The organism is Amycolatopsis acidicola (assembly GCF_007713735.2).
In the GTDB taxonomy this organism is placed as follows: domain Bacteria; phylum Actinomycetota; class Actinomycetes; order Mycobacteriales; family Pseudonocardiaceae; genus Amycolatopsis_E; species Amycolatopsis_E acidicola.
Window position 1 is genome coordinate 19177 of record NZ_VMNW02000053.1, and the last position, 21494, is coordinate 40670.

Annotated in this window: 19 protein-coding genes; 11 read left to right on the top strand and 8 right to left on the bottom strand. The window is 68.9% G+C overall.

Going from position 1 to position 21494, the window contains the following annotated elements:
- Window positions 1-291: 291 nt before the first annotated feature.
- The 4 genes from FPZ12_RS28740 to FPZ12_RS28755 all read right to left on the bottom strand — a co-directional run bounded on the left by FPZ12_RS28740 (window position 292) and on the right by FPZ12_RS28755 (window position 5891).
- The gene (locus FPZ12_RS28740) at window positions 292-1446 is read right to left on the bottom strand and encodes an acyl-CoA dehydrogenase family protein (RefSeq protein ID WP_144751025.1); all 1155 of its coding nucleotides are present in this window, start codon (window positions 1444-1446) and stop codon (window positions 292-294) included.
- Window positions 1443-3416 carry an acetyl-CoA carboxylase biotin carboxylase subunit gene (locus FPZ12_RS28745; protein ID WP_144751027.1) on the bottom strand — a complete coding sequence of 658 codons (1974 nt, stop codon included), beginning with the start codon at window positions 3414-3416 and terminating at the stop codon, window positions 1443-1445. The genes FPZ12_RS28740 and FPZ12_RS28745 overlap by 4 nt, the downstream gene beginning before the upstream one ends.
- Before the next feature lie 5 nt (window positions 3417-3421).
- On the bottom strand, window positions 3422-5005 hold the full coding sequence (locus tag FPZ12_RS28750; RefSeq protein WP_144751029.1) for a carboxyl transferase domain-containing protein: 1584 nt from the start codon (window positions 5003-5005) through the stop codon (window positions 3422-3424).
- A 124-nt stretch (window positions 5006-5129) separates the two neighbouring features.
- Complete coding sequence (locus tag FPZ12_RS28755; RefSeq protein WP_243770080.1) at window positions 5130-5891, bottom strand: SGNH/GDSL hydrolase family protein; 762 nt, start codon at window positions 5889-5891, stop codon at window positions 5130-5132.
- A 262-nt stretch (window positions 5892-6153) separates the two neighbouring features.
- Here FPZ12_RS28755 and FPZ12_RS28760 point away from each other — a divergent pair, with 262 nt between their 5' ends.
- On the top strand, window positions 6154-6744 hold the full coding sequence (locus tag FPZ12_RS28760; RefSeq protein WP_144751031.1) for an SACE_7040 family transcriptional regulator: 591 nt from the start codon (window positions 6154-6156) through the stop codon (window positions 6742-6744).
- 110 nt (window positions 6745-6854) lie between these two features.
- Window positions 6855-7286: a hypothetical protein gene (locus tag FPZ12_RS28765; protein WP_243770083.1), complete on the top strand. Its 432-nt coding sequence runs from the start codon at window positions 6855-6857 to the stop codon at window positions 7284-7286.
- A 10-nt stretch (window positions 7287-7296) separates the two neighbouring features.
- On the opposite strand, the gene FPZ12_RS28770 is transcribed toward FPZ12_RS28765, so the two are convergent.
- A complete protein-coding gene (locus FPZ12_RS28770; RefSeq protein ID WP_144751035.1) occupies window positions 7297-7893 on the bottom strand; it encodes a TetR/AcrR family transcriptional regulator in 597 nt (198 codons plus the stop codon).
- A 122-nt stretch (window positions 7894-8015) separates the two neighbouring features.
- On the opposite strand from FPZ12_RS28770, the gene FPZ12_RS28775 reads away from it, so the two are divergent.
- On the top strand, window positions 8016-8804 hold the full coding sequence (locus FPZ12_RS28775) for an SDR family NAD(P)-dependent oxidoreductase (protein WP_144751037.1): 789 nt from the start codon (window positions 8016-8018) through the stop codon (window positions 8802-8804).
- 3 nt (window positions 8805-8807) lie between these two features.
- Here the strand turns inward: FPZ12_RS28775 and metX are convergent, their stop codons facing one another.
- On the bottom strand, window positions 8808-9926 hold the full coding sequence (metX, locus tag FPZ12_RS28780) for a homoserine O-acetyltransferase MetX (protein ID WP_144751039.1): 1119 nt from the start codon (window positions 9924-9926) through the stop codon (window positions 8808-8810).
- Window positions 9923-11227 carry a bifunctional o-acetylhomoserine/o-acetylserine sulfhydrylase gene (locus FPZ12_RS28785; protein WP_150980542.1) on the bottom strand — a complete coding sequence of 435 codons (1305 nt, stop codon included), beginning with the start codon at window positions 11225-11227 and terminating at the stop codon, window positions 9923-9925. The genes metX and FPZ12_RS28785 overlap by 4 nt, the downstream gene beginning before the upstream one ends.
- A 125-nt stretch (window positions 11228-11352) precedes the next feature.
- Here FPZ12_RS28785 and rdmE point away from each other — a divergent pair, with 125 nt between their 5' ends.
- The 7 genes from rdmE (at window position 11353) to FPZ12_RS28820 (ending at window position 19267) form a co-directional block, all read left to right on the top strand.
- Entirely contained in the window at window positions 11353-12927 is a 1575-nt protein-coding gene (rdmE, locus tag FPZ12_RS28790) for an aklavinone 12-hydroxylase RdmE (RefSeq protein ID WP_144751043.1), read from the top strand.
- A gap of 17 nt (window positions 12928-12944) precedes the next feature.
- Entirely contained in the window at window positions 12945-14474 is a 1530-nt protein-coding gene (locus FPZ12_RS28795) for a PucR family transcriptional regulator (RefSeq protein ID WP_144751045.1), read from the top strand.
- A 19-nt stretch (window positions 14475-14493) separates the two neighbouring features.
- Complete coding sequence (locus FPZ12_RS28800) at window positions 14494-15207, top strand: MOSC domain-containing protein (protein ID WP_144751046.1); 714 nt, start codon at window positions 14494-14496, stop codon at window positions 15205-15207.
- A gap of 69 nt (window positions 15208-15276) precedes the next feature.
- Complete coding sequence (locus tag FPZ12_RS28805; RefSeq protein WP_144751048.1) at window positions 15277-15717, top strand: hypothetical protein; 441 nt, start codon at window positions 15277-15279, stop codon at window positions 15715-15717.
- 75 nt (window positions 15718-15792) lie between these two features.
- The gene (locus FPZ12_RS28810) at window positions 15793-16446 is read left to right on the top strand and encodes a Crp/Fnr family transcriptional regulator (RefSeq protein ID WP_144751051.1); all 654 of its coding nucleotides are present in this window, start codon (window positions 15793-15795) and stop codon (window positions 16444-16446) included.
- Between the two features lie 95 nt (window positions 16447-16541).
- Window positions 16542-17270 carry a hypothetical protein gene (locus tag FPZ12_RS28815; RefSeq protein ID WP_144751052.1) on the top strand — a complete coding sequence of 243 codons (729 nt, stop codon included), beginning with the start codon at window positions 16542-16544 and terminating at the stop codon, window positions 17268-17270.
- Window positions 17267-19267 carry a hypothetical protein gene (locus FPZ12_RS28820; RefSeq protein ID WP_144751054.1) on the top strand — a complete coding sequence of 667 codons (2001 nt, stop codon included), beginning with the start codon at window positions 17267-17269 and terminating at the stop codon, window positions 19265-19267. The genes FPZ12_RS28815 and FPZ12_RS28820 overlap by 4 nt, the downstream gene beginning before the upstream one ends.
- On the opposite strand, the gene FPZ12_RS28825 is transcribed toward FPZ12_RS28820, so the two are convergent.
- Window positions 19253-20173: a zinc-binding dehydrogenase gene (locus FPZ12_RS28825; protein ID WP_144751056.1), complete on the bottom strand. Its 921-nt coding sequence runs from the start codon at window positions 20171-20173 to the stop codon at window positions 19253-19255. The two genes, FPZ12_RS28820 and FPZ12_RS28825, sit on opposite strands and share 15 nt — an antisense overlap.
- Before the next feature lie 154 nt (window positions 20174-20327).
- On the opposite strand from FPZ12_RS28825, the gene ald reads away from it, so the two are divergent.
- A complete protein-coding gene (gene ald / locus FPZ12_RS28830; RefSeq protein WP_144751058.1) occupies window positions 20328-21440 on the top strand; it encodes an alanine dehydrogenase in 1113 nt (370 codons plus the stop codon).
- Window positions 21441-21494: the final 54 nt, after the last annotated feature.

Sequence of the window (21494 nt, forward strand, 5' to 3'; positions counted from 1 at the left end):
AGCCTCGGTGGGAGTTGTGGTGAGGGTGGCGCGGCTGTGGGGCGGCCTCGGTCGGATGTGGCGCGGCCTCGGCGGGGCGGCCGCGGCGCTGGATGTCAGCGAAGTGTCAGCGGGCTGCTGACACACTCCGTTCAGGGCTGGACCGCGTATTGGGGGTCGGCCCAGCATCACGTGCTGCAGGAAAGGCGGCGCCGACGTAGTCGCCGCCCTCCTCAGCGCGCTCGAACGATGGCGCGCCCGAACGACAGTGCGCCCGAACGACAGTGCGCCCGCAAGCCAACCAACGGACGCTCAGTGCAGCCCGAGCTCGCGCGCGATGAGCATCCGCTGGATTTCGCTGGTGCCTTCGCCCACCTCGAGGATCTTGGCGTCCCGGTAGAACCGCCCCACCGGGAACTCGTTCATGAACCCGTACCCGCCGAAGATCTGGGTGGCGTCGCGGGCGTTGTCCATCGCCGCGTTGGAGGACACCAGCTTCGCGATGGACGCCTCCTTCTTGAACGGCTCCCCGCGCAGCATCTTCGACGCCGCCGCGTAGTAGGCCAGCCGCGCGGTGTGGGCCCTCGCCTCCATGTCGGCGATCTTGAACTGGATCGACTGGTAGCTGCCGATGTGCTGCCCGAACGCTTCGCGCTCACCCGCGTACTTCACGCATTCGTCCACACACCCCTGCGCCAGCCCGACGCTCAGCGCGGCGATCGCCACCCGTCCTTCGTCGAGGATGGACAGGAACTGCGCGTACCCGCGCCCCTGCTCCCCGAGCAGGTTCTCCGCGGGCACCCGACAGTCCGAAAAGGACAGTTCGTGGGTGTCGGACGCGTTCCAGCCCACCTTGGAGTACTTGCGCGCCACCTCGAACCCCGGCGTGCCCGAAGGCACGATGATCGTGGAGATCTCCTTGCTGCCATCGGGTTTCCGCCCGGTCACGGCGGTGACCGTGACCAGCGAGGTGATGTCGGTGCCGGAGTTCGTGATGAACGCCTTGCTCCCGTTGATCACCCACTGGTCGCCGTCGAGTTTCGCCGTGGTGCGGGTGGCACCGGCGTCGGAACCGCCGCCGGGTTCGGTCAGGCCGAACCCGCCCAGCGAAGTGCCGGCGCACAGCGCGGGCAGCCAGCGCTCCTTCTGTTCCTTGCTGCCGAAGCGAAAGATCGGCATGGCGCCCAGCGAAACACCGGCCTCGAGCGTGACCGCGACCGACGAGTCGACCCGGGCGAGCTCCTCCAGCGCGATGCAGAGCGCGAAGTAGTCGCCGCCCATCCCGCCGTACTCCTCGGGGAACGGCAGGCCGAACAGCCCCATCGCGCCCATCTGCGCCACGAGGTCGTACGGGAACTCCTCGCGCTCGTAGAACTCACCGATGACCGGCGCGACCTCCGTCTGCGCGAAATCGTGCACGGTCTTTCTCAGCGCCTCGTACTCTTCGCCGAGCCTGAAGTCGATCATCTTCCCGCCTCCGGGGTCACCACGGCCAGTGTTTCGTCCAGCGCGACCTGTTGGCCCGCCTGGACAAGCAGTTCTCCGACCACACCGTCGACGGGTGCGACCACGGTGTGCTCCATCTTCATCGCCTCCACGACGACCAGCGGCGTCCCGGCGGTCACGGCCTCCCCCTGCGAGACCTTCACCATCAGGACAGTGCCCGGCATCGGGCTCACCACCGGGCCGCCTTCATCCACATCCGCATGTGTGGACAACAGGTTCGGCCGCTCCCCGACGGCGATCGCGCGCCCGTCACGGGCCAGCCACAGATCACCGTCGACGGCTCGCAGGTACCGGCGGAATTCGCCCGCGTACCGGAGTTCGAGCGTGTTTCCGCGCAACCGGGCCGAAACCTCCACCGGCTCGGCGTCGTCCACGCTGACCCTCGCGGCTTCGGGAGTGCCCTCGACCCGGACCAGCGCTTCGTTTTCGCCCGCACGCAACCGGAAAGTCACCCCGCCGGGAGCCCCGAGCCGCCAGCCGGTCGGCACCTCCCAGGGGTCGACCACGGGCCCGGACGGCATCAGCTGCACAAGCCTGTCCAATGCGGCGGCGACGAAGAACTCGTCGACCCGCTTCGGTTCGACCAGCGCGTCGAGCCGCCGTTCCACGAGACCGGTGTCCAACTGTCCACTCTGGACATCCGGGTCCTGGACCAGCGCGCGCAGGAAGGAAACGTTCGTCGTCACCCCGAGCACCGAGGTCTCCGCGAGCGCCCTGTCCAGCCGGTGCAGCGCCGACGCCCGGTCCTGGCCCCAGGCGATCACCTTGGCCAGCATCGGGTCGTAGTTCGACCCCACCACAGCACCCTCGGCCAGCCAGGAATCGACCCGCACCCCGGCCGGTTCGCCGAGCGCGAGCACCGTGCCGCCGGTGGGGATGAACCCGCGCGCCGGATCCTCCGCGTACACACGCACCTCGACGGCGTGGCCGTTGAGACGGATGTCCTTCTGGGTAAGGGAAAGCGGCTCACCGGCGGCGACCCGGACCTGCCATTCGACGAGGTCCAGCCCCGTCACCAGCTCGGTCACCGGGTGCTCCACCTGCAGCCGGGTGTTCATCTCCATGAAGAAGAACTCGTCCGGCGCCTTGGCGGACACGATGAATTCGACCGTGCCGGCGCCGGTGTAGCCGACCGACCGCGCGGCCTCCACCGCGGCGGCGCCCATGCGCTGGCGGGTTTCCTCGTCCAGCAGCACCGACGGTGCCTCTTCGATGATCTTCTGATGCCGCCGCTGCAGGCTGCACTCCCGTTCGCCGAGGTGCAGCACCGTGCCGTGCGCGTCGGCGAGCACCTGGATCTCGATGTGCCGCGGATCGGTGACGAACCGCTCCAGCAACAACCTGTCGTCGCCGAACGCCGATTTCGCCTCGCGCTGCGCGGATTCCACCGCCGGGAGGAGATCCGCCGGGTCGGTCACCAGCCGCATGCCCTTGCCGCCACCGCCCGCGGACGGCTTGAGCAGCAGCGGGTAACCGACCTCGGCGGCGGCCGCTGAGACATCCGGGTCGTCCGCCCTGTTTTCCCAGGACAACCCGGGTACCACCGGTACCCCCGCGGCCGAGACCTTGGCCTTCGCGTGGATCTTGTCGCCCATCGCGTCGATCGCGTCGGCCGGCGGGCCGATGAACACCAGCCCGGCCTCCGCGCACGCGGCGGCGAACCGCGAATTCTCCGCCAGGAAGCCATATCCGGGGTGCACGGCCTGCGCGCCGCTGTCCACCGCCGCGCGCACGATGTCCGGAATGGACAGATAGCTCTTCGCCGCTTCCGCCGGGCCGATCCGCACCGCGACGTCCGCTTCGCGCACGTGCCTCGCGTCGGCGTCCGCGTCGCTGTACACCGCGACGGAACGGATACCCATCTCGCGCAGCGTGCGGATCACGCGGACCGCGATCTCGCCCCGGTTGGCCACCAATACTGTGTCGAACACGCTCATCACATCCGGAAAACGCCGTAGCCGACCGGTTCCAGCGGCGCGTTCGCCGCGACCGACAACGCGAGCCCGAGCACCGTGCGGGTTTCCGCCGGGTCGATCACGCCGTCGTCCCACAACCGCGCCGTGGAGTAATAGGGATTGCCCTGTTCCTCGTACTGCGCGCGAATGCTTTCCTTGAAAGCCTCTTCGTCGTCGTCACCGCGCCGCACGGCGGAAAGCACCTGCGCGGCCTGTTCCCCGCCCATCACGGAAATCCGCGCGTTGGGCCACATCCACAGGAACCGCGGCGAATACGCGCGCCCGCACATCGAGTAATTGCCCGCGCCGAACGAGCCGCCGATCACGACGGTCAGCTTCGGCACCCGCGCGCAGGCCACCGCGGTGACCATTTTCGCGCCGTGCTTGGCGATTCCGCCTGCCTCGTAGGCCTTGCCGACCATGAACCCGCTGATGTTCTGCAGGAACACCAAGGGGATCGAGCGCTTGTCGCACAGTTCGATGAAATGCGCGCCCTTCATCGCCGACTCGGAGAACAGCACGCCGTTGTTGGCGACGATGCCGACCGGATGCCCGTGGATGTGCGCGAACCCGGTGACCAGCGTGGCGCCGTATTCCTTCTTGAACTCGGCGAACCGGCTGCCGTCCACGATCCGCGCGATGACTTCCCTTACGTCATAAGGGGTGCGCGAATCCGTCGGCACCACTCCGCAGAGCTGGCGCGGATCCACCACCGGCTCTTCGGACGGCCGCACGTCCCACGGGCGGGGGCTGCGCGGCCCGAGGGTGGACACGATCGACCGGACGATGCGCAGCGCGTCCGCGTCGTCGGCGGCCAGGTGGTCGGTGACGCCGGACTGGCGGGAGTGCACGTCACCGCCGCCGAGCTCCTCCGCCGTCACGACCTCGCCGGTCGCGGCCTTCACCAGAGGCGGGCCGCCGAGGAAGATCGTGCCCTGGTTCCGCACGATCACGGCCTCGTCGCTCATCGCCGGGACGTACGCGCCGCCCGCGGTGCAGGAGCCGAGCACGGCTGCGATCTGCGGGATGCCGCGCGCGGACATGGTGGCCTGGTTGTAGAAGATGCGGCCGAAGTGCTCGCGGTCGGGGAACACCTCGTCCTGCGCGGGCAGGAAGGCGCCGCCGGAGTCGACCAGGTAGAGGCACGGCAGGTTGTTGTGCAGCGCCACTTCCTGGGCGCGCAGGTGCTTCTTCACCGTCATCGGGTAGTAGGTGCCGCCCTTGACGGTGGCGTCGTTGGCGACGATCACGCACTCGCGCCCGGAGACGCGGCCGATGCCGGTGATGATCCCGGCGGCGGGCGCCTCGTCGCCGTAAAGGCCGTTGGCGGCGAGCGGGGACAGCTCCAGGAACGGCGATCCCTCGTCCAGCAGCGCGTCCACGCGATCGCGCGGCAGCAGCTTGCCTCGTTCCACATGGCGGACGCGGGACTTCTCCGGCCCGCCGAGCCGCGCCGCGGCCAGGCGTTTGCGCAGATCTTCGACCAGCTCGGCATGCGCTGTCACGTTGCGCGCATAACCCTCGCTCCGCGGATCCGCGGTGGTGGTGAGCGTCGGGGTGTCCATACCGCCTCACGTTAGTCGCCGTTAACCTACGACACGATGTTAACGCTGACTAACGTCGCCTGTCCAGTGGCACGAAAAGGCCACCGGCACGGCGTGCAGCCGCACCGGTGGCCGGGGGACCGGGTCAGATCGCGGACTTGAAAGTGGCGTAGTAGCCGGAGGACTGCCCGGTGGCGGTCGGGTGGTACGACTCGTCGACCGGGTAGGTCACGCTGTGCAGCCACGCGGAGCCCGAGCAGATCTCGTGCCCGGTGAACACCGAACGCACGTCGGCGAACGTGAAGCCCGCGGCGTTCGCCTCCCGCTTGATCACCGTGTCGAGCGCGTCCGCCCCGCCGTTGATGTAGCCGCGCGAGGTGTCCGAAAGCCCGACCGAGCAGGAACCGCCGATCTTGTAGAAGTGCGGGTACCCCAGTACGACGACCTCGGCGTTCGGCGCCTTGCTCCGGATCGTCGAGTACACGTTGTCGAGCAGGCCGGGCAGCGTGTTGTTCACGTAGGTCTCCGCGTTGGTGACGGCGGTCTTGCAGCCGGAGTCACCGCCGAGGATGCAGTCCTCCATCACGCTGGAGAAGCCGGCGTCGTTCCCGCCCACGCTGATCGACACCAGGGTGGTGCTGGAGCTGAGCGCGCCGACCTGGTTGTTCAGCACATCGGAGGTCTTGGCCCCCGAACAGGCCTGGAAGCTGAGCGATGCCCCCGACGCCTTGGTGTAGAGCTCCGGGTACGCGTTGGCGCTGCGCTTGCAACTGCTCGAATCCAGGTAGGACCCGGCACCGACCCCCGAGGAGTAGGAGTCGCCGAGCGCGACGTAGTTGACGGTCGCCGCGTCGGCGACGCCGGTCAGGCCGAGTGCCGCGAGCGAGGCGACAGCGGCGACGGTCATCGTTCTCAACACTGTGGGGACGCGCATGGCAGGGAAGCCCCTTCTGTCAGTGATCAACCAGGTAAAGACATACCAGGGTCGTTTGTCACGCGGACCCCCTTTTAGTAGGCGATGCGGCAACGAACCGCGAAAGGTTAGCGGTCGCGCTGCGCCGACTGTTGCCAATCCGACCGACAGCCACGGCTATCGACAACCGCAGGTCGGCCGCCAGTTGATCTGGCGGGCCTGCTTTACGGCCGGATCGGCAACCTGACCCGATAGCATGGTTTTCGTGTCCACCCCCTTGATCAACGGAGCGAAGCCGAGCCGCCGCGAGCAGATCCTGGCCGCCGCGGCGGAGCTGTTCGCCCGGCACGGGTTCCACGGCGTGGGCATCGACGACATCGGCGCCGCGGTCGGCATCTCCGGCCCCGCGCTGTACCGGCATTTCCGCAGCAAGGACGCCATGCTCGGGGAGATGCTGAACTCGATCAGCCACTACCTGCTCGACGGCGGCAGCGCGCGTGCCGACGCCACCGAGGACCCGGAGCAGGTACTGGGCGAGCTGGTCGACTTCCACGTGAACTTCGCGCTGACCCAGCCGTCGCTGATCACCGTGCAGGAGCGCAACCTCGGCAACCTCACCGACGCCGACCGCAAACAGGTGCGCGCGCTGCAGCGCCGGTACGTCGAGGTGTGGGTGCGCGCGATCCGCGACGCCGTCCCCGGGGTGACCGAGCGCCGCGCCCGCTCGTCCGCACACGCCGTGTTCGGGCTGATCAACTCGACCCCGTACAACCGCTATCTGGATGACAGCGAGCTCGCCGATCTGTTGCGACAGTTGGCACTCGGTGCACTGCACGCGCTCGGCTGACTCACCCGTTCTTCGCACTAGCCCAAACCAGGTGCCTCTGGTGTTTGATAGGACGGGTGAGCGACGAGCAGCGGGACCTCGTGACCAAGGCGCAGCGCGCCCTCGTCGCGATGCGGCTCGGCCGGGACGACGAAGCACTCGACCAGGCGGCACCGTCGGCGGCCGACGAACCCGACCGCACGGCGGAGATGCGGGAGCTGATGCTGCTGCTGTTCGGTGAGTGCAGCTCAATGGTGTCGGTCCTCGGCGACGGGGGCAGCGCGCCGGTGAAGGTCCAGGTCTTCGACGAAGCCGGGGAAGAGGTCCCGATCGACGAAGCCGATCCGCCGGTGCGGACGGCTGTCCGCACCCTTCTGGCCGAGGTGCACGGGAACACCGAAGCGGCCGAGGAACAGGTGGAAATCGCCCTTTCCAGTGCGGCACCGGACGAAGTGGACAGCCTGGTGCTGCAGGCGCTGCGCTGGACGATCCGGCTTTCCGCCGAATGCCTCGACCGCGACCTCCCGGTCACGAGCTGGGTCTACGATGCGCTGGCGGACTGACCGTCGCTGTCTACTGTGGACGATTCGACCCCAGTGCGGCCAGCACGGTCCGGAACGTCAGGTCGGCCCGCGCTCCCGGTTCGCCCGCGGCCAGTGCCGGCGATTCCGAGGGCAACAGGTCGGCCACGCACACGATCGCCACGTAGACCTGGCGGCACCACTCCGGATCGGTGGCGGTGATCTCACCCGCTTCGTGCAGCCGCGTGAACAGCAGACCGAGCCCGGCGAGCACCGGCTCGCTCAAGGGCGTGATCCCGGTCTTCGGGTCCGCGGTGAACTCCATCATCGCCCGGTTTCCGATCTTGAGCTCGAAGAGCAGTTCGGTCAGCCGGTGCAGGGCGACTACGGGCGGCGCGGTCGCCACGCGCGCCTGCTCGATCGCCTGCAGGTAGCGCTCGTTGAGCCGGTCGGTCAGCGCCGTCAGCAGCGCCTGGCGTGAAGCGAACCGGCGGTGCACAGTGGCGCGCGCGAGACCCGCCGCGTCGGCGATCCGCTCCAGCGTCGCGTTCGCGTCGACGGCCAGCACCTCCTCCGCGGCCTCCAGGATCCGGACCGTGCTGCGCTCGGCGTCCGCCCGCATCCGCTTCGCCCCGGCAGCTGCGTTCATGTGACCTCCCACGTCCCGGATCAGCTTACATTCGATACACACAAGTGTTCTTTATTGACCTAACTGCGACTCGCATGTTTCAGTTAGAGGGTCAGATCATCGCTGGAACAGGAGCACCGAGCATGGATCTGGATCTTGCGGGAAAACGCGTCCTCGTGACCGGGGCGAGCAGGGGTATCGGGCTCGCGATCGTGGTGGCCTTCGTCGGCGAAGGCGCCGAAGTCGTCGCTGTTTCCCGGAAGTGCACGCCCGAACTCGAGGCCACGGGCGCCACGTTCGTGTCCGCCGATCTCACCGAACCCGGTGCGCCGCAGGCGGTGCTCGACACCGTCTTCGAGACGGATCCGCGCCTGGACGTCCTCGTCAACAACGCGGGCGGCGGCGAGCCGTCCGCCGCGGACCTCCTCGACCCCTTCGGCGGCCCGAGCGAGTCCTGGGAAGACGTTCTCGCGCTGAACCTCCGCGCCCCGGTGGAACTGACCCGCGCCGCCATGCCGGCGCTGTCACGGTCGCGCGGTGCGGTCGTCAACATCGGTTCGAGCGCGGCCCGCGACCCGCGCGGGGCCCCGCTGTCCTACGTCGCGGCCAAAGCCGGACTGGCCGCTTTCTCTCGCGGGCTGGCGGAAAAAACGGGGGAATCGGAGGTCCGGGTCAACGTCGTCACGCCCGGCGGCGTGCGGACTCCGCTGCTGACGAGCGCGGACGGCTACGCCGGGCGCCTGGCCGCAAGCATGGGGGTCGAGCACGACACGTTACTGGCGGCCTTGCCCGAGCAGACCGGGATGGTCACCGGCACGCTCATCGAGCCGTCCGAGATCGCCCGCGCGGTGCTCCTGCTGGCGTCTCCGACGATGCCGAGCGCGGTGGGCTCCAACTGGGTCGTCGACGGTGGCCTGCTCAAGACCCCGTGAGGCTCAGCCGAGCAACTCCTTGATCAACGCCGCGACCTGTGCCGTCTCGATCAGGAACGAGTCGTGGCCGTACGGCGAGGTGATCACCGCCGCCTCACCGGCGCCCGGGGTGCCCGCGGCCAGCTCCTGTGACTGGTAGAGCGGGTACAGCCGGTCGCTGTCGACCCCGGCGGCCACCGTGCGCGCGGTGATCCTCGACAGCGCGGCGGCGATCCCGCCCCGGTCGCGGCCGACGTCGTGGTGGTTCATCGACTCGGTCAGCAGCAGATAACTGTTGGCGTCGAAGCGCCGCACGAGCTTGTCCGCGTGATGGTCCAAATAGGACTCGATGGCGTAGCGCCCGTCCCCCTGCGGACGGCGGCCGAAGCGCTGGGACAGCTCCGGCTCGCTCCGGTAGGTCACGTGCGCGATGCGCCGCGCCACGCCGAGCCCGCGATGCGGCCCTTCGCCGGGAGCCGCGTCGTAGTAGTCGCCGCCGCGCCACCCGGGGTCCGAGCGGATGGCGTGCAGCTGTGGGGAAGCCCAGGCGATCTGGTCCGCCGAAGCCGCCGCGGGCGCGGCCAGCACCAGCAGCGAGGCCACCCTGTTCGGCAGGGTCACGCCCCACTCCAGCGCCCGCATCCCACCCATCGAACCGCCGAGCACGAGCGCCCAGCGCTCGATGCCCAGCTCGTCGGCCAGTACGGCCTCGGTCGCCACCTGGTCCCGCACCGTGATGGTGGGAAACCTGCTGCCCCAAGGCTTTCCGTCGGGATCGGGCGAGCTGGGACCGGTCGAGCCCTGGCAGCCGCCGAGCACGTTGGGCACCACGACGAACAGCTCGTCGGTGTCCAGCGCGCGGCCGGGCCCGATCAGCCCGTCCCACCAGCCCGCCGTCGGATGCCCAGGCCCCGCTTCGCCTGCCGCGTGGCTGTCCCCCGTTGCCGCGTGCTCGATCAGCACCGCGTTGGTGCCGTCGGAGTTGAGCCTGCCCCAGGTCTCGTAGGCCAGCTCGAACCCGGGCAGCGTGCCGCCCGCTTCCAGGCGCAGCTGCCCATCGTGGCGGACCCAGTGCCGCCGGCCCGGCGGGTCTCCCGCTCGCCACGCTCCGGTGGCGGGCGGGAGATCCGGTACTCCAGTCACAAAGCCGCCTTGGCGGCGCGGAACCCGGCCTCCAGGTCGGCCTTGAGGTCTTCGATGCCTTCCAGCCCGACGGCGAGGCGCACGAGGCCCGGCGTGACGCCGCTGGCCAGCTGTTCCTCCGGGGTGAGCTGGCTGTGGGTGGTACTGGCGGGGTGGACGATCAAGCTGCGCACATCTCCGATGTTAACCAGCTGGCTGTGCAGCTCCGTCCCGTCGACGAACTTACGGCCCGCCTCGACCCCGCCCCGCAGGTCGAACGACAGCACCGCGCCCGCCCCGCCCGGCAGGTACTTCCGCGCGGCGGCGTGGTGGGGGCTCGACGGCAGGCTCGCGTAGTAGACGCGCTCGACCTCGTCGCGCTGTTCGAGCCACTCGGCCAGCGCCTTGGCGTTGGACACGTGCCGCTCCAGGCGCAGCGACAGCGTCTCGATCCCTTGCAGGATGAGGAAACTGTTCAGCGGCGCGATGGCGGCGCCGGTGTCGCGCAGCAGCTGGACACGCGCCTTCGCCGCGTACGCGCCGGGGCCGAGCGCCTCCCAGTACTTGAGGCCGTGGTAGCTCGGGTCCGGCTCGGTGAAGCCGGGGAAACGCTCCGGGTACTGGCCGAAGTCGAAGGTGCCGGCGTCGACGAGCAGGCCCGCGACGGTGGTGCCGTGGCCGCCGAGGTACTTGGTCGCGGAGTGGATCACGACGTCGGCGCCGTGCTCGATCGGACGCAGCAGGTACGGCGTCGGGATCGTGTTGTCGACGACGAGCGGGACACCGGCCTCGTGCGCGACGTCGGCGACGCCGCGGATGTCGAGCACATCGCTGCCGGGGTTGGCCAGGGTCTCGCCGAACAGCAGCTTGGTGTTCGGGCGGATCGCGGCGCGCCACTGCTCGAGGTCGTCCTGGTCCTCGACGAAGGTGACCTCGATGCCGAGCTTGGGCAGCGTGTAGTGGAACAGGTTGTAGGTGCCGCCGTAGAGCTTCGGGCTGGACACGAAGTGGTCGCCGGCGTTCGCGAGGTTGAGGATCGCCGCGTTGGTGGCGGCCGTGCCGGAGGCGAACGCGAGCGCCGCGACCCCGCCTTCGAGCGCCGCGACGCGCTGTTCGAGCACGTCCTGGGTCGGGTTGTTGATGCGGGTGTAGATGTTCCCCGGCTCGGCGAGGCTGAACAGGTCGGCCCCGTGCTGGCTGTCGCGGAACACATAGGACGTCGTCTGGTAGATCGGCGTCGCGCGCGCACCCGTGGCGGGATCGGGTGCCGCGCCGGAGTGGATCTGCTTGGTCTCGAAGGACCATGCCTCGTTGCTCGTCATGGCGTCCGACGCTAGCCAGGGCACCGGGTGGCCCCAACCGTTCCCAGGACGTGATACCCCTTGCCAACTAAATCTCTCAGTCACTAAGATTTCTTGTCAGGGAGATTCACGGGAAGGGGTAGATCATGCGGGAAGAGCAGGTCGACGTGCTGGTCACCGGCGCGGGCCTCGGCGGGCTGAGCGCCACGATGTTCCTTGCGCAGCAAGGAGTGCGAGTGCTGACGATCGAGCGGCACGCGAGCACGGCGTTGCATCCGCGCGCGTCAGGGCAGAGTCCGCGCACGATGGAACTGTTCCGCTGGGCCGGGATCGACGAAGAGGTCCTCGGCGTCAGCAAGCGGGCTTCGCAGGGGTTGCGGATCACGATCGCGTCGAGCCTCGGCGGGCAGGTGTTCCACAGCCTGTTGCAGGACATGGCGGAGATCGACCTCAGCGCCGCCGCCGGCACACCGTGGGGCATGGCGGGGCAGGAGATGGTCGAGCCGATCATGCTGGCGCGGGCCGAAAAGTCCGGCGCGGACGTGCGGTTCTCCACCACGCTGACGTCGTTCGAGCAGGACGGCGAAGGCGTGACGGCGGTCGTCGAGCCACCGGACGGCGAGCCGTACCGGGTGCGGGCGCGGTATCTCGTCGCGGCCGACGGTGGGCGGAGCCGGATCCGGGAGCGGCTGGGGATCGAAACCACGGGCCTCGGCGGCATCGCGGATTCGATCGGGGTGGTGTTCGAGGCGGATCTCGGCGACCGGATGCAGCCGGACGTCACCGACCTCTACTACCTGCGGAACCCGTCGTTCACCGGCGCGCTGGTCAACACGGATGGGCCCGGCCGGTACGTGTTCGGCACCGACTACCACCCCGAACGCGGGGAAACACTGGCCGACTACCCGGAGGAACGGCTCGTGGAGCTGATCCGGCTCGCCACCGACCTGCCGGAGCTGCGGCCCGAGATCCGGTGGGCCGGGGCATGGGAGATGGCGGCGCGGATCGCCCGCGAATTCCGCTCCGGGCGGGTGTTCCTGGTCGGTGACGCGGCGAAGGTGACCCCACCGACCGGCGGCATGGGCGGCGTCACGGCGGTCGGCGACGGGCACGACCTCGCGTGGAAGCTCGCGGCGGTGCTTCGGGGCGAAGCTGGGCCGGGGCTGCTCGACACGTACGAGGCGGAGCGGCGGCCGATCGCCCAGATGGTGGTCGACACGTCGTTGCACAACGCGAAAGAGCGGCTGAAGCCGGAGCTGGATCTGACCGGAGTCGGCGAGCCGACCGACCAGATCGGGATCGCGCTGGGCTTCCGGTACCGCTCCAGCGCGGTGCTGGCCGACGACGACGATCCGAGCCCGGTGGAGAACCCGAACGAGCCGAGCGGGCGCGCCGGTTTCCGTGCGCCGCATGTGCCCTTCGGTGACGGCCGGTCCATTGTGGACCTGCTCGGGCATGGCTGGGTGCTGCTGGCCAACGGTCCCGGCTGGCACGCGGCGGCGAACGACGTGTCGGCGGCGGCGGGTGTGGCCATCGCCTGTCACGAAGCGGGAGTGGATTTCGCGGACCCCGAACGGGTTTTCGCCGCCCGCTACGGGCTCGACGAGGGCGGCGCGAGCCTGGTCCGTCCCGACGGCATCGTCGGCTGGCGCCGCACGGCGGCCGTGGACGACAAGGCCGGGCCGCTCTGGGACGCGTTCGGGGCACTGTTGCGGCGATAGGCCGTTATGCTGCGGAAATGGCGGTTTCCGTGCGGAACGTGGTCGACCGGGTCGGGCCGACACTGCTGCATGCCGTGTGGCTGCCGGAAAGGTGTCCCGCGGTTTCCGACGTGGTGATCGCCGAGCCGGGGGCCTCCGCACAGGTCGCGGCGGGGGACCTCGTGCTCGGCGTCGCGGTGGCTGACGCGACCGCGTTGATCCGGCACAGCGCCGAGCGCAACGCCGCGGCCGTCCTCCTCAAACCGCCGTTGGCGTCGGGTGTGCGGCGGGCGGCGAAGAACGCCGGTATCGCGCTGATCGAAGTGCGGGCGGCGACGTCGTGGGCGCAGCTGGTTTGGTTGCTGCGCACGGTCCTCGACGCGGTCGCCGACGAGACCGACGCGCTGGAGGACGGCGATCCCGGCTCGGGCGACCTGTTCCGGCTGGCCGACGCCGTCGCGTCGGTGGTCGACGCGCCCGTCACCATCGAGGACGTCAACTCTCGCGTGCTGGCCTACTCCGCGCGCCAGGACCTCACCGACCCCGCCCGCGTGTCGACGATCATGGGCCGCCGGATCCCGGACGACGTGCTGGCGCGGTTCCGCTCGCGCGGGGTGTTCCGGGAGCTTTCCCGGGGCAGGCAGACGATTTTCGTGCCGGCGCAACGGGATGGCACGCTGCCGCGGCTGATCGTGCCGATCCGGATGGGCGGTGAACTGCTCGGCTCGATGTGGGCCGTCGTCGCGGGCCCGGTGCCCGATGAGCGTGCCTCCGCGTTCGCCGACACCGCGCCGATCGTCGCGCTCCACCTGTTGCGCCGCCGCGCGCACGCGGACTCGCGGCGTCGCGCGTCGGCGGAGTTGTTACGTGCCGTGCTGGAAGGGAAAGTCGGCCCCCGCAAGGCGATCGCCGAACTGGAGCTGACGGAGGAACCCCACCGCGTGGTCGTGATCGACGCGCAGGGCGGGGACGCCCCGGACGGCGAAGGGCTGCGGTTGGCTTTGCTGGAACGGATTTCCCAGGGCATCGGCCGCCGGCCCGTCGCGACCGAACTCGGCGGGTTGCTCTACGCCGTCGTGCCGGACGGCGAGGGATCGGGCTCGTGGGCCGAACTCCGGGCGGCGCTGGACGGCACGCAGCGGGTGGCGGCGGGTTCGCCGGTGGACATCGCCGACCTCGCCCGGTCCCGCGCCGAAGCGGAGGAGACGCTGGGCCTGCTGCGGGCCGGGCTGTTGCCGGGGCGCGTCGGCAGTTTCGACGACCTGTGGACGGCGCTGGTCCTGCACCGCGCCGCGACGGCTTCGGGCTCGGCGCGGGTGACCGAACTCGGGCCGCTGGAGCAGTTGCGCGAGCACGACAAGGCGAACCACACGCAGTACCTGGACACGCTCTACGAATGGCTCCGCTTCCCCGGCGATCCGCGCGCCGCGGCGCAGGCGTTGCGCATCCACCCCAACACCTTCCGCTACCGGATGCGGCGCCTGCTGGAACTCGTCCCGCTCGATCTCGACGACCCGGATTCCCGGCTGGCGCTGATCACCCAGCTGATCGCGCTTCGGTGGTCGTGATCGCGGCTAAACTGGCCGGGTGTTCGAGGGATCCGTTCAGGAGCTGACGCGCTGGCCCGTCAAGTCGTTGCGTGGCGAGGAAGTGGCCGCCGCCCGCTTCGACGAGCGCGGCATGGTGGGCGATCGCGCGCACGCGCTGGTCGATCTCCGGGAAAAGCGCGCGGGCCGGGTGCTGACTGTGCGGCAGAATCAGGAACTCCTGGCGTGGCACGCGCATTACGACGGTGCGGCCGAGTCGCCGACGCTGCGTGCGCCCGACGGCAAGGAATGGTCGTGGACGGACCCCGGCCTGACAGCGACGCTCACCGAATCCCTCGGCATCCCGCTGGAACTGCGCAGCGCCCCGAGCCAGTCCGACCGCGGCCCGACGGTGCTGGTGACGATCGACGCCTCGCTCAAGGCGCTGGAGGAGGAGCTGGCCGCGCCCGTCGAGCTGGCCCGCTTCCGGCCGAACATCCACCTTTCGCTGGACGCGCCCGCGTTCGCCGAGCAGGACTGGGGATTCGGCACCACGCTCACGATCGGCGACGTGATCCTCGAGGTGGTGGGCGACCGCGCGGGGCCGTGCATCCGGTGCGCTGTCCCGAGTTGGGATCCGGCGGGCAAGGAGCGCTGGCCGAAACTGCAGCGCTGGCTGATCGAGCAGCACGACAACAAGTTCGGCGTGATCATGCGCGCCACCCGCCCCGGCGAGGTTCGCGTCGGCGATCACGCGTGGCTGCAACCGGTCTAGCCGATCGGCCGATGCGCTCCGGCCGGTCGACGGAGCCCCGGCACCCGGTCGTGGCGGTTGACTCGTCTCATGATCGAAAACTGGTTGGCGCGCACCGGAATCGGTGTGGCGGCGCTGTTCACCCTCGCCGGCTGCGGCGTCGTCGACGCGATCGGCGACAACACGAACGGGCACGTGAAGACGGTCGACTACGACACCGGCGCGGCAGGCAAGACCGACGACGACGTCCGGCTGCCGGGATGGGTGCCGGACCAGGCGCGCGCGATCTCGGAGGCGGTCCGCACCACCGGCACCGAGCGGATCCTCAAGATGCGCCTGGACGACACGGAGCTGCTCAGCTCCTGCCAGGCATCGTCGCCCCCGGCGAAGGCGCCGACGCTCTCAACCCCTTGGTGGCCCACCACGACACACACGAAGGCCACCCTCCTCTGCGACGCAGACTGGTACATCACCAAGGACGGCAACACCGTGTACGCCTACCGGCCGGAGACTGTCGCGCAGCAACAGTGATCACCACGCTCGGCCGAAGGAGTGAACCGGCCCGAAGCTCGTCCGCGGTGAGCCCCGGCTTGGCAACATGTGATCGTGGTGGACCCGGCGGTGGAACGGGCCCGGCAACGCCTCCGCGCGGCCGGGCGACGGACGGCGTTCCGGCGCGGGCAGACCTTGATGTCCTTCGGAGAGAACAGCAAGGATGTCCTCCTGATCGAATCCGGATCGCTCAAGGTCGTGCTGTCCGAGCGGAACGGCGCCCAGGTTGTCGCTGGGCCATACGGCCCCGGCGAACTCATCGGCGAACTCGGTGTACTGGAGCGCAGACCGCGCAGCGCCACCGTGATCGGTCATCACAGCGGTGCGGTGGTCCGCGTTGCCGCACAGGTCTTTCGCGAGTTGACGGAGCAGGATCGTGACGTCCTGGTCCTGCTGAACGCCACGCTCCGCAGTAGGTTGCACAACGCCGACCGGCGGCAGCTCGCCATCGCTTCCCAGGACGTGACGACCAGGGTGGCCGCACAGTTACTGGCCTGGGCGCGCTCTTTCGGAGACCAGGACGGCAGGGAGATCGTTGTGCGCGGCATCGTCCAGGGCGACCTGGCGAAGGCCGTGGTCGCCTCCAACAAGACGGTCGATGCGGCACTGAAGACGTTGCGGGAGAGCGGGCTCCTCCGGACGGGCCGCCTGCGCTACGTCCTGCCGGACGCGGACCGGCTGGAGGACTTCCTCCGTGGTCGAAAATGATGTTCCGACAAGCGGTATCTCCCTGATTTCAGGTAGAAGGCACTCCCCGCTCGACGCACACTCGATCATCAGGATCGACGAGTTGGGGAGTGTGGATGAACCTGCTGCCGGAGACCAGGACGTTACTCGGTATCGACGTCGTAGCCTCGGCGACGAACCCCGGTTACCATCTCGACGCGCTTTCGCGGGCGTTGTCGGAGATTATGGAGACGGCGCTTTCGGAAAGCGGTATCCACCCCGAGGAGATACTGGAAAAAGAGCACACCGGCGACGGAGCTCTCTACACTTTCCCGAGTCGGGATCTCGGCCGGGTCCTCGACCTCAGCCACCGTCTGGACGAACTTGCCACGAAACACAACCGTTGGCGCAAGCCGGAAACCAGACTGCGCCTTGCCGTCGATGTCGGCGCCGTTGGCGACTCGGCGGGCTACTACTCACCCAAGATCTGGCGGGGCAGGCTGCTCAACTCCCGGGCCTTCAAGGGAATAGTGGAAAAGTGCCTTGAAGAGCGTCCTGACGGTTCGGTGAGCAGCGGGCTGATCGTGTCCGCGACGGCGTTCCGCGAGGCCTTCGGCGGTGACTACACGAAGCTGGTCCGGCAAGCCGACTTCGCCGAGATCCAGGTCGACGAAAAGGAGTACCACCAGCCGGCCTGGGTTCGTGTTCCCGGGTTCGATGCGCGCAGCCTCAAGGAATTCGCCGGTGCGGCGCCGGAACCCGAGGAGGCGGGCACGGTCCGGAACGTCGTGAACGGCAGCATGCGGAACAGCATCCAGGTAGGCGGCATCCGCGGTGACGTGCACCTCGGGACGAGCCCGTCATGACCGAGACACCGGCGAAGACGAGCGAGAACAAAGTCGAAGGCAACGCAGACGGGAGCGTGCAGGCTGGTGAGATACATGGCGACGTCACAGTCACGGGCTTTTTTCACTCGATCCAGCCACCGGAGCGGGACGCACTTTCATGGCAGGTCAACGAAGAAGAGGTCGTTGAGTTAAGGGATCGCTTCGTTGCACCGGACGGGTACGAACAGGCGAAAACGATCCTGCGCAATCGTTCCGTGGTCGTCCTGCACGGCTCAGGATCGGGCAGACAGACCGCAGGGCAACGACTGCTCCTGGACCTCGGCTGTGCCCGAATAGTGCATCTCGATGACACGCGCTCACTGGCCGGTTTCAAGGAAACCGACTTCCGGGAGAACGACGGCTATATCTGGGATTCGACGGGCCCGGGTGCGACCCCGATACGGGACGCCGACTTAGTACAGGCACAGAGTTTGATCCGGGCGAAGGCGTGCCGGCTGGTCATCGTTCTCGACGACCCGAACGAAGTTCCCCAGGTGGCAAACGGTTTTGCCGTCGGCGTCAAACCACCTGATCCACTCAAGGTGGCCGAGGGGGTGATCCGTCACCGCCTCGGCACACGGTCCGCGGACTGCATCGCGATCTTGCATGACAAACTGGCGGTCAAGCTGGCGGTCGGGGATCCGCCGAGCAAGGCGGTTCACGCGGGCGAGTTGGCGATCGAGATCCTTTCCGACCCCTCCGCCGGTGAAGACGCACTTCGCAGGCTCGACGAAGACGTCGAACGCACGATCGCCAATCTCATCGATGACTGGTGGTCGACCGTCGAGTACACGATGTTCCTGGCCGTCTCGCTGCTGGAGGGAAAGCCCTTCGACCGGGTCGCAGAACTGGCGGTGGAGCTGGACGCGTTGGTCCGTGACGCGGAGTCGACCGGGGAGAAGCCCCTCCGCCCACGGCGGGTGTTTCCCAAACCCAAAGACGAACTGCTGCGGACCATCAAGGCCAAAACCATCGAACGAGACCATCCCGTGCATCCGGGACTTCGCGAGCAAACCGTCCGGTTCACCCGGCCGGACTGGGCACAGGCCGTGCTGCGCCGGTTCTGGGGGCAATATCACCTCGACCACAACCTGCTGCTCAACTGGATGTGCCGGGCCGATGAGCACGAGGCTGCCGTCAAAGCACTTTGCACCGTCATCGTGGATGTACCCGCACACGAGCCGCTCAGAACGGTACACAAACTGGCGGCGCACGGATCGTTGCGCCATCGAAGGCTCGCGGCCGCGACTCTGTACCGCCTGAGCGAAGAGCACAACCTGCGGCCGCTGGTCGAACAAACCCTCGATGAATGGGTCACGGGAACCGGCCTGAACAGGCGAGCGACTGCTGCGATGGTGTACGGCTGGCGATTCGTTCAAGACCCCCAAACCGCGCTCGGACGGCTCACAGAAATCGCACGCACGAACAGCAAACAGGTGAAAGTCGCCGTCATCGGGACCATGCTGGCGCTGGTTTCCCATCCGGTGCACCGGCGCTTGGCCATCGAGGCGATCTGCACCTGGTTCGACGATCAACAGTCACTTCGCGAGCGTGACAACCTCCGCGACGTCGCGGCCGACTTGGTGCTGTGGCTGCTGAACGTACATCCGGAGGGAAGTATCGAACTCGTCGACACGGCCGAACTCCTGAAGGAATTCCGGGAGGAGTTCCGGAAGCTCATTTGGCGGGTGGCACTTCATCCGGTGCACGGTTTCGTGCTTTTATCGGAGTTGTACGCGCGAACCGAACGCAGGACTGCCCGGGCCAGTTACAAAACCGTCCGCAGAAGCCGGGAAGAGTTGCTGCGCGTGGCCACCCTTCTGGAGCCCGATCTGAGGTTCTGGCACCGGCTGCCCGGCATGCTGCTGCTCGCCCACTGCCATCCCATCCGGCGAGCGCACATCCGCGAAATCTTCCGCTCGGCCCGCTGGGTCCAGCTGTCCGGGCAAGCGGGCCAGCCGTCACACGATCAATAGCGTCTTCCCGACCGTCAGGCGGTTCTCGATCGCGCGGTGGGCTTCGGCGGCTTCTTCGAGTCGGAAGCGTTGGCCCACAACGGGTAGCACCTCTCCCTGCGCGGCGAGGCGGAGGACTTCCGCGGTGCGCGCGCGCAGTTCCTCCGGCGTGCCGAGCGGCCCGCGGTGTACGTGGACATCGCGGGCCTCGTCGACGGGCGTCCACTCTCCGCTGGCCAGGCCGTAGCTGAAGAAACGCCCGCCGTCGCGGGTCAGGGCGAAGGTGGCGCGGCCGATTTCCCCGCCCACGCCGTCGAAAACGACATCCACCGGGTCCACTGTGGACGTCCAGTCCGGCCTCGTGTAGTCCACCGGCACGGCGCCGAGTTCCTCGACGACCTCGGTCTTCCGCGCGCCACCGGCGGCGCCCAGCACGGTCGCGCCGGCCGCGCGGGCGAGTTGCACCAGCAGGCTGCCCACGCCACCGGCGGCGGCCTCCACCAGCACGCGCTCCCCCGGCCGGATCTCCGCCGCCCGGATCAGGGCCATCGCCGTCCGGCCGTCGGCGAGCAGCGCGACGGCGTCGTCCAGCGCCAGGCCGTCCGGCACGATGAAGGGCGCGGACGCGGGCACCACAACCCGCTCGGCGTACCCGCCCGAGCCGCTGAGGCTCGTCACCACGCGCGCGCCGAGCAGCGTGGGGTCCGTGCCGCTGACGACGACCCCACCGACCCCGTTGCCGGGGATCACCGGCAGCTTCGGGGTGAACGGCCCGGGCCCACCCGCGCGCAGCTGCGTCTCCACGAACGTGATGTTCGCGTAGGCCACCTCGATCAGGACCTGCCCCGGCCCCGGCTCCGGATCCGGCGCCTCCCCCGGCAGCAGCACCTCGGGACCGCCGAACTCCTTCAACCACACAGCGCGCATGCGACAAGCCTGCATCCTCCAGTTAGGTCGAAGTCAACGCCCTGTTCTGCGAGCACCAGAAGAACGCGAGAGGATTGTTCCGTGCACACGATGACACCGCCATCCGAGTGGTTCACCGTGGTCGGTACCACGCCGATTGCACCAGGAGGCCGCCTTGCGAATCGCCGTCCCCCGAGAGATCAAGAAGCACGAATACCGGGTCGCGCTGACCCCGGCCGGGGTCCACGAGCTGACCCAGCACGGGCACCAGGTCTTCATCGAGACCGGCGCGGGTGCCGGTTCCGCCATCACCGACGACGAGTACGCCGCGGCCGGCGCGAAGGTACTCGCGACCGCGGACGCGACGTGGGCCGAGGGCGAACTGGTGCTCAAGGTCAAGGAGCCCATCGCCGAGGAGTACCCCCGCCTGCGGTCGGGGCAGGTCCTGTTCACCTACCTGCACCTGGCGGCCGACCGCGCGCTGACCGAGGCCCTGCTGGCCGCGGGCACCACGGCGATCGCCTACGAAACGGTGCAACAGCCCAGCGGAGCGCTGCCCTTGCTCGCGCCGATGTCCGAGGTCGCCGGGCGGCTCGCGCCGCAGGTCGGGGCGTACGCGCTGATGAAGCCCAGCGGCGGGCGTGGCGTGCTGCCCGGCGGAATTCCGGGCGTGCACCCGGCACGCGTGGTGGTGATCGGCGGCGGTGTGGCGGGGCTGAACGCCGCGCGGGTGGCGCTCGGCCTCGGCTCGGACGTGGAGATCCTGGACACGAACGTCGACCGGCTGCGGCAGATCGACCACGACTTCGGCGGGCGGATCCGCACGGTCACGTCGAACGCCTTCGCGGTGGAACAGGCTGTGCTGGAAGCGGATCTGGTCGTCGGCGCCGTGCTGGTGCCGGGCGCGCGGGCGCCGAAGCTGGTGTCGAACGAACTGGTCGCGCGGATGAAGCCGGGCAGTGTGCTCGTCGACATCGCGATCGACCAGGGCGGCTGCTTCGCCGACTCGCGGCCGACCACGCACGACGACCCGACGTACGTGGTGCACGAGTCCGTTTTCTACTGCGTGGCCAACATGCCGGGCGCGGTGCCGCGCACCTCCACCTACGGCCTGACCAACGTCACGCTGCCGTACGCGGCGCAGCTCGCCGACCGCGGCTGGCAGGCCGCGCTGCGCGCGGACGCGTCGCTCGCCAAGGGACTGAACACCCATGAAGGCGAGTTGACCAACGAGCCGGTCGCGGCCGCGCATTCGTTGCCACACCGGCCGATCGCCGACGTGCTCTGACCCCTTCCGTGGTTGAAGACGCATCTACCTGAAGGGCTGAACGCCGGGTTAACT